The organism is Rossellomorea sp. KS-H15a (assembly GCF_024195245.1).
In the GTDB taxonomy this organism is placed as follows: domain Bacteria; phylum Bacillota; class Bacilli; order Bacillales; family Bacillaceae_B; genus Rossellomorea; species Rossellomorea vietnamensis.
On sequence record NZ_CP096886.1, the window covers coordinates 3,316,197 to 3,329,424 of the forward strand.

Genomic DNA, 13,228 nt, shown 5'->3' on the forward strand with positions numbered 1-13,228 from the left:
GAGTATAAAAAAGAAGAAGAGTTGGACATCCCAACTCTTCTCCCCGTTATGCTTATTTTTTTGAATTGATATACAATTTACCTTCAGCACGCTTCGTCGTGACATTTCCATAATCATCTGAAACTTTCACTTCAATCATGGCTCCCGGCGCCTTCACATTCGAAGTAGCCGTATAGTACCCTTCATAATGACCTTCGGATGTTTCCATCATTGGAAGTTCAGTGGCATTTGACACTTGGGAGCGTGCATTTGTCAGAGGCATTTGAATGATAAATGTCGCATCCAAGCCCGGCTCACTGTCAAATTCGATCTTGACGGATTCGCCCTTCTTCAATTCTTTATCTTCTGCAGGAAGAAGATTCTCGATCTCGATGTCACCAAATTTCGCAAAGACCGTTACACTTTGTTTCTTTTTATTTCCTGCTTTATCTTTCGCGATTACCCCAATGACATTTTCCCCTTCATTCAGAAGGATTCGATGACTGAACTCACCGTCTTTGACAGATGCTTTCTCACCATTCACCTTCACCCATGCAAGATTTTCATCTGCGATGGTTCCTTTAACCGTGATCGCTTCACGATTTGTTTTCATGTCATCCTCCGGTGATGTGATGGCAAGTTCCGGCTTCACTTGATCAAGTGTTACCGTCACCGAATCCGATGGACCCGTCATGCCCTGTTCCGTCGCTGCCTTGGCGGTTAATACATTCTCACCTTCATGCAGTGAAACATCGGCTGAGAATGTTCCATCATCACCTGTGTCGGCTGTCGCTACTTCCTCTTCTCCATTAAAGAGATGGACGGTCGTAGTCGGGGCAGAAGTCCCCTCAACCGTAACGGAATCTTTATTGGTAAATGATCCATCCTTCGGTGAAGTGATGACCGGTGCGGTCACTTCATAATTCACAGTTGCGCGAATCATGTAGTTCCCCTCGTCTTCAGGTGCCTGTGACCAGGCTCCACCGACGAACTGCCAGCTTCTTGCGGCATATTCACCATCTTCATCTGTCCCAAGTCCAGGCGCATTCGGATTTGGTGCAGACTGGATATACACCATGTAGAAGTCTCCTTCGACCATGATGCCGTGCTCACTGAGATCTACATGCGTCCATTCTCCGTTACGCAACGCGGTACCATCGAATGGACCGGCGATTTTCTTACCAGGTGCCCCGTCAGGTCCAGTTGCATCATATACGGCAACCTGGAATTCAGTTCCTCCTGGTACAGGCCATTCAGTATCCCAGAAGCGGAATAGTCCACCCGTCACAAGTGCGGTGTCATTTCCTTCTTCAAGGGACATTTTCACGGCCCAGCCGTTACCTGCATCATAGAATGCCCGTGCATTTTCTGCTGTTCCATCATCGTACCCGATTTCACCAGGATATCCGATGAATGGTTCTAATGATACATCGGCGGTTGTGACTTCCCCGCCTTCAACAGTGACGCTCATTTCCTTACTATAGTAGTAAGGCGCAACCACTTTCAGGGTGTAGTCCCCTTCGTATGCTTCTAATTCATATTCTCCATTGGCATTTGTTTCAACCGGCTGTACTACGGCATCTTCAAGAACGAAGACCGTTGCTCCTTCAATCGGTTCCCCCGTTACTTCGTTCGTGACGGTTCCGGTAATATTCCCTTGAGGGATTTCTTCAAGGGTGAAGTTGGCAGTTGATGTTTGATCGGCTTCAATCGTCACACTTTGCGTTTCAGATCTGTAACCGTATGTGGATGCCTGTAATGTGAATTCACCCGCTGCATGAGTCATTTCATATGATCCATCTGCAGGATTTGTATAAACGGAACGGCCCGTTTCCAATACACTTACCTCTGCTTGCAGTGGAAGAAGGGCAGGTGCCGGACCTGATGCATCCGTCTTATCATCTTTCTTCACGTCATTTTTCAATGTGATCTTACTTGGATTTACACTTGGTTTTTTCGATACCGAAGATGATTTTTCATCCTTTGATTTCAGACCAAGATTCATTTTCTTGGCTGGAAGATTTGATTCTGCGCTAAGCTTCACATCATCAAGGTACCAGCCTTGTTTCGTCACACTTCCATCGGAGGTAACGTTGAAGGCGATGTATACACGTTGACCTGCATACTGACTCAGATCCACTTCTCCGTCTATCCATCCGTCGGTATTTCCATTCACGCGAAGTGCCTGTGTCCACTCTTCACCATTAGTGGATACAAACACATGACCGTAGTCATAGTTGCGTTCCAGTTCGTGCCACTGTTTGAATTGTAAGAAGCTCTCCCCTTCAGGTAAATCGATCGGAGGCATCTGAAGTGACATATTCGCGCTATTGTCATACGTTCCGTCTAAGTTGGTGGCATATGCTTTTTCTCCTGAAGAAGCATTTCCCGGACCGCTTGCCGGTACGCCCCATTCCCAGCTGTTCCCTGGACCGTAGGATGTCCAACCAGTCGGATCTGTTTCAAAGTCCTGCTCATATCCAACAGTGATACCCGGTAATAAGTTTACAGTATACGTATCAGATTCGACTTCATTGCCACCGAAGTCCACAGCAACCCACTTGTACGTAACCTGGTCTCCTGTGAGATCCTCACCCGGGATAACCGCCTCATACGTTCCTGAAGTGTAGTCGCCTGACGTTCTGCTTGCTTCAACTTCTACCCATTCACCGTCCTGATTTTGATAATTCAGAGTTACATTCGTCACACTGACATTATCACTTGCTTCTGCCTGTAATGGCAGATTCATTTCTTTAAATGCTTCTTGTGGTGCGTCATGACTGATGACAGGAGCTTCCGTGTCATCACCTTCTTTTGAAACCTGTCCTTTTACTTTACCGATTCCGCTCATAACGGATGATACTGCATCAAACGCATTGACCAAGCCGTGTCCATACCCGTTATTTGGAGATTCCGGGAATGTTCCGTCTGTTAACGGAACAGCGGTCGACATAAGGATTTCTTCGATTTCATCCACTGTTAAGCTTGCATCCACTTGTCGTAACAGGGCAGCGACTGCCGTTACGTGTGGACCAGCCATCGATGTTCCATTCCAGCCCCCTTCATAATTGCCACCTGGAACGGAAGAGCGGATATTTACTCCCGGTGCGGCAATCTCAGGCTTGATTTCCTCATAAGGAGAAGGTCCCTGTAATGAGAAGCTTCCTAATTGATTGTTGATATCCGTAGCACCTGTTGCAAATGACTCAGGGTAGTTAGCCGGATTGGCAATCGATCCTGGTCCTCCCGGATTGAAGAGCGTTGTATTTCCTGCAGAGAACTCAGGGAATATTTCTGCCGCCCTCCACGCACTGACCATATCCCGGTACCATTCATCAAGTCCTGCTCCGCCGCCCCAAGAGTTGTTGACGACATCAGGAGCCATTTCAGGATGTGGATTTCCTTCAGCATCCTTTGGAGCCAGGATCCATTCTCCCGCTTCCAGTAAGTCTACATCGGTTCCACCATCGGCCGTGAATGCTTTGACTGCGATCCACTTGGCACCCGGGGCTACACCGATTTGATTGCTGCCATCGGGCTCAGACCCGACCATAGTACCGACAGTGTGCGTTCCATGGCCCTGATCATCATAAGGTGCACTTTGACCTGCAGTTGCATCAAACCAGTTGAATTCGTTGTCCGGTGAATCCGGATTCTGAGGGTCATACCCTCTATATTTTTCTTTTAATGCCGGGTGATCCCACTGTACCCCCGTGTCAATGGAGGCGATGACGGTTCCTGCCCCATCGATTCCCATTTCCCAGACCGCCGGTGCTCCTACCCGATCGATATTCCACTCGATGGATGCCGGGGTTTTTGGGGCTTCTTTATCCAACACTGCGGATGAAGAAGCTTTTGCCTTTGCCGGCTGGATAATTTGTCTCGTTTCATTCGGCAGGATTTTCTCCACTTCAGCAAAGGTTGAAATCTTCTCCATGACTTTCTTCGTACTTGTAACGGCCATTCCGTTTACAACATAGAAGTCTTTGATTTCCTTCACTGCACCTGACTTCTTCTCTTTCGCTAAGTATTTCTTCACTTCTGCCTGAGATTCAAGGGCTTTAGCACGAAGCTCTGAGACGACCATATTCCGTTTTAACAATTTCTTATTATTAGCAGACAGTTTCTGCTTTTTCGCTGTTTCAGCCGCCTTTTTAGATACAGCTTCCGTATCTACCTGATCCTTGAATTTCACTAAGTATGTGACCTGTTCCTTTTTCTTAAATTGTTCCTGTAATGTTGTTGTGATTTTTGATTGTGGACTTACTTTTGCCGACTCATTGGCTGATGTGGATGGCTTTTCTTTCGACAGAGCAGCTTGTGAGGTATTTGCCGCCCCTGCATTGAATGGAAACATCAAGGGGACAAACATGACTAAGGTGAGTAAAATGGATAACCATCTTGCCTTACGTTTTCTTCCTGACATCTAATTCCCTCCCAGTCTTTTTATAAATCCAACCACCCGTCACCTCCTTCGAACACCAACTTTGGAAAATAGTAGGTGTTAAACCAAAGATAACCAAGTATGTATGTAAAATGTTGTAAGTTGCTGTCGAAATAAATCTGAAAATTCAGTAATTGATTGAAAAGTCACGAATCCCGATTTTTTCATAAGGATAAAGTCCCTCTTATAATATAACTTCAAGAATATTCCAGGATAATCTTCAGATTTAGTAGGATGAAAGTGGAGGTTATGCCTCTTTTAATAAGTGAAGGAAAGAAAAAATGAGCGAGAAGTTTCATAGGGAGAATTCCCGGGATGAGGAATCAGAATTATGACCCAGATAGTGACCTATGACGGTCCATTAAAATATTCTTCCAGTAATATTCCGGTTGTTTTTCCCGGAATTTTACTAGAGCGAACCTTTTTTAATAAGTCATTCTATCTAACTGCACAAAAAAATAAGGACCAACCACCCATGGTCAGTCCTTATCAGTATTAATATACAGATGTATTTTCTTTCGAAGTGTTTTCTAAGATTTCTTTCACCCGCTGAAGGAATCTTCCACATACCAAACCGTCAAGTACGCGGTGATCAAGTGACATACAGAGATTCACCATATCGCGAACGGCAATCATTCCATTATTCATGACGACAGGACGTTTCACGATTGATTCTACTTGAAGGATCGCTGCCTGTGGATAATTGATGATACCCATCGATTGTACCGAGCCAAATGACCCTGTATTATTCACCGTAAATGTTCCGCCCTGCATATCCTGGGAGGTCAATTTACCGCTGCGGACTTTTCCGGCAAGCTCGGTGATTTCTCTTGCGATCCCTTTGATTGTTTTTTCGTCAGCATTCTTAATCACAGGAACATAAAGTGCATCATCCGTAGCTACTGCAATGGAAAGATTGATATCCTTCTTCTGAACGATCTTGTCTCCAGCCCACATGGAATTGATTTGTGGGTACTCTTTAAGAGCCTGTGCGACAGCTTTCACGAAAAATGCGAAGAATGTCAGATTGAATCCTTCACGTTGTTTGAATTCTGTCTTAAGTGAATTTCTGTAGTCAACCAGGTTGGTTACATCCACTTCCATCATCGTCCAGGCATGAGGCGCTTCATGCTTACTGCGGACCATGTTGGAGGCAATCGCTTTCCGTATGCCGGAAACCGGGATCTCGATATCACCAGGGACGACAGGGACATTTGCTGCAGGTGCTTGTTGTTTAGCCGGTTGTACTGGTGCGGATTCTTTTACCGGCGCTTGTTGTGGAGCCTGAGCTTCATTCTTAGGTGCAGGTGCATCTCCCGCTTTCGGAATTGAGCCTGATTCGATGATTTTCTTTAAATCTTTACGGGTGATCCGGCCGCCGTTTCCGGTCCCTTCTACTTGATTCAAATCAATATCGTGCTCTTGGGAAAGCTTTAGTACGGCTGGAGAATACCTGGCTTTATTTCCGCTATCTCTCGTTGGAGCCTTAGGCTTAGCAGGAGCCGATCCCTTCGCTTCCTCTTTTGGCTCTTCTTTCGGAGCTTCTTCAGCAGGGGCTGTGCCTCCACCTTCGATCTCGATGGAGCAAATGATTTCCCCGACTTCAAGGGTGTCCCCTTCTTCGGCAATTAATTCTTTAATGGTACCCGTGAAGGAAGATGGCACTTCTGCATTCACTTTATCTGTTTGAACTTCTGCAATTGGATCATATTTATTTACGGTATCACCGGGTGACACCAACCATTTACTTATTGTACCTTCTGTAACACTTTCCCCTAGCTGAGGCATTTTCATATTTTCAATACCCAATGAGGAACCCTCCCTACTGCTTTGGTTTAATTGGTCTGGATGAGATTAAAATTCTGCAAGTTCTCGCATTGCTTTTTCTACTTTATCCGGATTGATCATAAAGTATTTTTCCATTGTCGGTGCATACGGCATAGCAGGAACGTCTGGACCTGCAAGGCGTTTTACCGGGGCATCAAGCTCGAACAAGCAATTTTCAGCGATGATCGCAGAAACTTCACCCATGATGCTTCCTTCTTTATTGTCTTCTGTCACTAGAAGTACTTTACCTGTTTTAGACGCTGCTTCAATGATTGCTTCTTTATCTAATGGATAAATGGTACGCAAATCCAGGATATGTGCTTCAATTCCGTCCTGGGCAAGTTTTTCAGCCGCTTGAAGGGCAAAGTGAACACATAAGCCGTAAGTGATGACTGTGATGTCTTCTCCTTCACGCTTCACGTCGGCTTTTCCGATCGGTAGCGTGTAATCATCCTCAGGCACTTCACCCTTGATCAGACGATAAGCTCGTTTATGTTCAAAGAATAATACCGGATCTTCGTCACGGATGGCCGCTTTCAATAAGCCTTTCACATCATATGGAGTGGAAGGCATCACGATTTTCAATCCCGGTTGATTGGCAAAGACGGCTTCAACGGATTGCGAGTGATAAAGCGCTCCGTGCACTCCACCGCCGTATGGTGCACGAATGACCATCGGACAGCTCCAATCATTATTTGAACGGTAGCGGATGCGAGCCGCTTCAGAGATGATCTGGTTTACGGCAGGCATGATAAAATCAGCAAACTGCATTTCTGCGATCGGTCTCATACCATACATTGCAGCTCCGATCCCAACCCCTGCAATGGCTGATTCCGCAAGTGGCGTATCAATGACACGGTCCTCACCAAATTGGTCATACAGGCCGTGAGTCGCTTTAAATACTCCACCTTTTTTCCCTACGTCTTCACCAAGAACGAAAACTTTCTCATCACGTTCCATTTCTTCTCTTATTGCCATGGTTACGGCATCAATGTATGAAATTACTGGCATGATTGAATTCCCCCTTACTTCTCTTCTGCGTAAACGTACTTCATAGCTGATTCTGCTTCAGCATATGGAGCGTTTTCTGCATAATCCGTTGCCTCGTTTACAAGCTTCATAATACGATCATTGATTTCTTTCTCAATGTCATCATTCATGACGCCTGTTTCTTTCAGATAAGCACCAAATGTGATGATCGGATCGTTCGTTTTCGCTTTTGCCACTTCATCCGGTGAGCGGTAACTTCTGTCATCATCATCAGAAGAGTGGGGAGTCAAACGATAAGAAACTGTCTCGACAAGCGTTGGTCCTTCTCCGCGACGTCCACGATCAGCAGCTTCCTTCACAGCTTTATATACTTCGATGGGATCATTTCCATCGACTGTGATTCCAGGCATTCCGTACCCGATGGCGCGGTCTGATACTTTCTCACAGGCCAATTGCTTTTCAATCGGAACCGAGATCGCATATTTATTGTTTTCACACATGAAAATAACAGGAAGTTTATGTACACCTGCAAAGTTTGCCCCTTCATGGAAATCTCCCTGGTTGGAAGACCCTTCTCCGAACGTTACAAACGTCACAACATCTTTCTTCTCCATTTTGCCTGCAAGAGCGATACCAACGGCATGTGGCACTTGAGTCGTTACAGGAGATGAACCCGTTACGATATTATTTTTCTTCTGTCCAAAGTGACCAGGCATTTGACGACCGCCTGAGTTTGGATCTTCTGCTTTTGCAAAACCTGATAGCATCAATTCCTGGGCCGTCATTCCGAATGTCAATACAACACCCATGTCACGGTAATACGGCAGTACATAATCCTTTTCACGGTCCAGGGCAAATGCAGCACCAACTTGAGCCGCTTCCTGACCCTGACATGAAATAACAAATGGGATTTTACCAGAACGGTTCAGTAACCACATGCGCTCATCGATTTTTCTGGCAAGCAGCATAGTTTCATACATTTCTAATACTTTCTCATTGGAAAGTCCTAACGCTTCATGACGATTCTCAGCCATTTTATTTACCTCCTACACAATCTAATGATTGGGAAGGTAGAGAAGATCTCTACCTTTCCTGATTTTTCTTATTATGAGTGAATTGCCTTTCCATCTACGGCAAGCGCGGCTTCACCGATTGCTTCCGACAGGGAAGGGTGAGGGTGGATGGTGTGCGCGATTTCCCACGGTGTTGCATCCAATACTTTAGCAAGTCCCGCTTCTGAAATCATGTCGGTTACATGAGGACCAATCATATGCACGCCAAGGATGTCCTCGGAATCTTTGTCTGCAATGATCTTCACAAAACCATCCGATTCCCCGTATACAAGCGCTTTTCCGATCGCTCTGAAGCTGAATTTACCGACCTTCAGATTGTATCCCTTTTCTTTCGCTTCCTGCTCTGTGATCCCTACGCTAGCAATTTCAGGATTACTGTAGATGCATTTTGAAATCAGGGAATAGTCAATCGGATGAGGGTTCTCATTCGCCATATGTTCCACCGCCGTTATTCCTTCATGAGAGGCAACATGTGCCAATTGAAGTCCACCGATGACGTCCCCTATCGCATAAATATGGGATTCTTTCGTTTGGAAGAAATCATTCACCTCAATAAAGCCCTTTTCCACCTTAATATCTGTGTTCTCTAAGCCAATGCCTTCAACGTTTGCTTGTCTGCCTACAGATACAAGGATCTTCTCTGCTGTAAAGGATTTTTCTTCCCCTTTATGCTCCGCGTTTATTGTCACTTCTCCGTCCCCTTTTTTTAAGGATTCAGGAAGCACTTTTGCACTTGTCACAATTTTAACGCCTTTTTTCTTCATGAGGCGCTGCATTTCTTTTGAGATTTCATGATCTTCCGTCGGTACGATCTTATCAGCGTATTCCACAACGGTTACATCGACATCAAAATCGGAAAGCATGGAAGCCCATTCGATACCGATGACACCGCCACCAACGATGATGATCGATTTCGGAAGTGTTTCAAGTGAAAGCGCTTCATCAGAAGATAAAACATAATCACCATCAATTTCAAGTCCAGGCAGTGAACGTGGCCTTGAGCCCGTTGCCACAATCACATTTTTCGGAATCAGCATCGCGTTATCTTCGCCGTTATTCATTTCCACGGAAATGGTCCCTGGCATGGGAGAGAAAATGGAAGGTCCGAGAATCCGGCCGAGACCTTCGAAAACATCGATTTTACCCTGTTTCATCAGATGTTGTACACCTTTATGCAGTTGTTCGACGATTCCTTCTTTTCTTTCCTGGACCTTAGGAAAGTCAAGTTCCACTCCATTGATTTTCACACCGAAATTTTCACTGTGTTTCGCTGTCGCATATACTTCAGCACTGCGAAGAAGGGCTTTACTTGGAATACATCCCTTGTGAAGGCATGTCCCTCCAAGCTTTCCTTTTTCAACGATTGCTGTTTTTAACCCAAGTTGAGAAGCACGGATGGCAGCAACATAACCACCTGTACCTCCACCGAGAATGACTAAATCATATTCTTCTGCCAATCTTAAGTCCCCCTTCTCTCTTATACTCTTGCTTCTTTTTTTACATTTCCCGGGTATACTTTATAGTCTTCTTCATTCCGTAAGACCCTTAAAGCCCCTTCAGCAAGAGCTTGCAGTTCATTTTCTCCTGGTTGAATAACGACATCCGCTATCCAGTTGATTCGTTCACTTATCGCTTTGACAAAATCCTTGCCGTACGCAAGTCCTCCTGTCAATACGATGGCATCGACTTTCCCATTCAGGACCGCGCTTGCTGATCCGATCTCTTTCGCAATTTGATACGCCATGGCATCATAGACGGCTTTGGCTTTTTTGTCGCCATTTTCTATCATTTTTTCTACCTTTACGGCATCATTTGTATCAAGATAACCGACCAGGCCTCCCTGACCGACAAGTTTCTTCATGATTTCATCACGGTAATAGTCTCCTGAGAAGCAAAGGTCAACCAGATCGCCTGCCGGAACGGTTCCTGCTCTTTCAGGGCTGAATGGTCCGTCTCCGTGGAGACCATTATTCACATCCACGACTTTCCCATTTCGGTGTGCACCTACAGTGATACCTCCACCCATATGAGTGATGATCAGATTAAGGTCTTCATATTTCTTCCCGATTTGTTTCGCCACTCGTCTTGCGACCGCTTTCTGGTTCAACGCATGGAAAATACTTTTTCTTTCAATGAGTGAGAACCCTGAAACGCGGGCAAGGGGCTGCAGCTCGTCCACGACAACGGGATCGACGATATAAGATGGAATATTTAGTCCTGAGGCGATTTCAAATGCCAGGATCCCCCCAAGGTTAGACGCATGCTGACCAGAGAAACCTTCTTTCAGATCCTTCAGCATGTCATCATTCACTAAATAGGTGCCACCTTCTATCGGTCTCAGAAGTCCCCCGCGACCGCATACGGCGCTCAGCTTTGAAATATTGATCCCTTCTTCATCCAATGTCTGAAGGATGGTGTTCTTCCTGAATTCATATTGATCGATAATCGTCGCAAATTCATTGATCTTTTCAGAATCATGACGGATTGTCTTTTCAAATATGGAGCGATCATCGTCAAAGACACCAATTTTGGTGGATGTCGATCCAGGATTAATGACAAGTATTCGATGTTTATTTTCCTGCACTGTTGTTACCTCCATTTGGGCAGCTGTATTGTAATGTTTGCATGAAAGAATTTCCCCCTATGATAGATAACCCCTTACTCTGTCCGATGTTCCCCCTAAAGCGGGAAGAAACGCTTCACTTTTTCACAAAGTAAAGCGTTTTTTCTTCTATTTATCCACGTCTGCTAAGAATGTGGTGTCCATTCTGCAGGAACTGACTTCTTGAACGGTGCATTTTTTCGATGCGCTCCTCTGCCATACGGTCAGCAGCAACGTACGTTGGAACGTTATCACGCTTCGCGATTTCAATGACGCGTTCTACATTGTTGTATACCTGCTCCACTTTCTTCATGGCTCTTTCACTGTTGTAGCCGTATAATTCATCTGCTACGTTGATAACTCCACCTGCGTTGATGACATAATCAGGTGCATAAACGATACCCATTTCATGGATAGCATCACCGTGACGTGTTTCTTTCAACTGGTTATTTGCAGCTCCCGCAATGACTTTTGCCTTAAGCTGTGGAATCGTTTCATCATTGATGATCGCACCCAGTGCACATGGTGCAAAAATGTCACAATCCACTCCGTAGATATCATTGATGTCCACTGCTTTCGCACCAAACTCATCAACAGCACGTTGAACGGCTTCTTTGTTGATATCAGTCACGATCAGATTTGCTCCTTCTTCGTGAAGGTGGCGGCACATGTTGTACGCTACATTACCGACTCCTTGGACGGCGATTGTTTTCCCTTCCAGTGAATCTGTACCGAAAGCTTCTTTTGCTGCTGCCTTGATTCCGCGGTATACTCCATAAGCCGTCACAGGAGATGGGTTACCTGAAGAACCGAAAGCTGGTGAAATCCCTGTTACATAATCTGTTTCTTCGTGGATCAAGTCCATATCGGCAACCGTCGTACCAACATCTTCCGCAGTGATATAGCGTCCATTTAAACCTTGGATATAACGACCGAAGGCACGGAACATTTCTTCGTTCTTATCTTTACGGGGGTCACCGATGATAACCGTCTTCCCTCCACCAAGATTCAGACCCGCAGCTGCATTCTTATAGGTCATCCCTTTTGCAAGGCGCAGTGCATCTTCAATTGCCGCTTCTTCTGATTCATATGTCCACATACGGGTACCGCCAAGGGCAGGTCCTAGTGTTGTATCATGAATGGCGATGATTGCTTTTAATCCTGAAGCTTCATCTTGACAGAATACCAATTGTTCATAGTCGTATTGTTCCATATAGCTGAAAATTTTCATTATTATTTCCCCCTGTAGGTTTATATTTTTAGAATTGATGATTATTTATTAGAAGCAGAGCATATAGCCAGAGCCAATGAATATAATTTACTTTCGGCACTGTCTGCTCTGGATGTTAATACGATTGGTGCTTTAGCTCCGGCTATCACTGCCCCTACTTTTGCCCTGGCAAAGTAGATCAAGGATTTGTATAGGGCATTCCCTGTTTCAATCGAGGGTACGAGCAGAATATCCGCTTGCCCCGCAACCGCACTTTCGATTCCTTTATGTTCGGCTGCATGATGGGAAACAGCATTATCGAGGGCTAACGGACCATCGACTGTACAATCCCGAATCTGCCCCCGTTGATTCATCATGGTAAGAGAAGCGGCATCGACTGTAGCCGGCATCGACGGATTCACCACTTCCACGGCAGCAATTGGCGCTACTTTCGGCATATCCACACCGATTGACCGGGCAACCCCGACGGCATTTTCGATGATTTGCGCTTTTTGTTGCAAATCTGGAGAGATATTCATTGCTGCATCCGTAATGAACGTAAGCCGATCGAAACCAGCCACCTCAAATGCTGCAACATGCGACAGGACATTACCTGTACGAAGTCCCCATTCTTTATTCAGTACTGCCTTCAAGATGACAGCAGTAGGGACATTCCCCTTCATAAGGGTACCTGCCTCATTTTCCTTTACCGCCTTGACCGCAAGCTCAGCTGCTTTTTGAGGCGAGAAGGCATGCTTGATTTTAATACTGCTGTGAGATATCAGCTGTGGGGCAACCTCTTCCAGTATGGAGATGATTTCTTCTTTATCCCCGAAAAGTAAAAAATCAGCCATCTTTTTTTCAACCGCCATGGAGACAGCCGAAAGGACTTCTTTATCTTCTGCTGCAGCGACTGCTACAGTGGAGTGTTCAATTCGGGTTGCTTTTTCCACTAAAGATTGTAGATTCATGTATGTCGTTTCAACCCCTTTTTTCTGTTATTGTGTTCCCAATTAACTACATGCAAGAAGCGTGCCAACTTTTAAATCCTGAAAACGCTTTATAAAGCCGGGACTACATATGCAATTTTCTTCACACTATGC

Annotated in this window: 8 protein-coding genes; all 8 read right to left on the reverse strand. The window is 45.4% G+C overall.

Annotation, left to right across the window (positions count from 1 at the left end):
• Positions 1 to 52: 52 nt before the first annotated feature.
• Positions 53 to 4,405 carry a S8 family serine peptidase gene (locus tag M1J35_RS17020; protein ID WP_254651801.1) on the reverse strand — a complete coding sequence of 1,451 codons (4,353 nt, stop codon included), beginning with the start codon at positions 4,403 to 4,405 and terminating at the stop codon, positions 53 to 55.
• 513 nt (positions 4,406 to 4,918) lie between these two features.
• Positions 4,919 to 6,232, reverse strand: a complete 1,314-nt coding sequence (locus M1J35_RS17025; RefSeq protein ID WP_034758081.1) for a dihydrolipoamide acetyltransferase family protein — start codon at positions 6,230 to 6,232, stop codon at positions 4,919 to 4,921.
• A 45-nt stretch (positions 6,233 to 6,277) separates the two neighbouring features.
• Positions 6,278 to 7,261 carry an alpha-ketoacid dehydrogenase subunit beta gene (locus M1J35_RS17030; RefSeq protein ID WP_098353637.1) on the reverse strand — a complete coding sequence of 328 codons (984 nt, stop codon included), beginning with the start codon at positions 7,259 to 7,261 and terminating at the stop codon, positions 6,278 to 6,280.
• A 14-nt stretch (positions 7,262 to 7,275) separates the two neighbouring features.
• A complete protein-coding gene (locus tag M1J35_RS17035; protein ID WP_034758074.1) occupies positions 7,276 to 8,274 on the reverse strand; it encodes a thiamine pyrophosphate-dependent dehydrogenase E1 component subunit alpha in 999 nt (332 codons plus the stop codon).
• 71 nt (positions 8,275 to 8,345) lie between these two features.
• Positions 8,346 to 9,770 carry a dihydrolipoyl dehydrogenase gene (gene lpdA, locus M1J35_RS17040; RefSeq protein WP_224519548.1) on the reverse strand — a complete coding sequence of 475 codons (1,425 nt, stop codon included), beginning with the start codon at positions 9,768 to 9,770 and terminating at the stop codon, positions 8,346 to 8,348.
• Between the two features lie 20 nt (positions 9,771 to 9,790).
• Positions 9,791 to 10,912 carry a butyrate kinase gene (gene buk / locus M1J35_RS17045; RefSeq protein WP_371928683.1) on the reverse strand — a complete coding sequence of 374 codons (1,122 nt, stop codon included), beginning with the start codon at positions 10,910 to 10,912 and terminating at the stop codon, positions 9,791 to 9,793.
• 136 nt (positions 10,913 to 11,048) lie between these two features.
• Entirely contained in the window at positions 11,049 to 12,146 is a 1,098-nt protein-coding gene (gene bcd, locus M1J35_RS17050; protein WP_034758065.1) for a branched-chain amino acid dehydrogenase, read from the reverse strand.
• A gap of 41 nt (positions 12,147 to 12,187) precedes the next feature.
• Positions 12,188 to 13,096: a phosphate butyryltransferase gene (gene yqiS, locus M1J35_RS17055; RefSeq protein ID WP_254651803.1), complete on the reverse strand. Its 909-nt coding sequence runs from the start codon at positions 13,094 to 13,096 to the stop codon at positions 12,188 to 12,190.
• Positions 13,097 to 13,228: the final 132 nt, after the last annotated feature.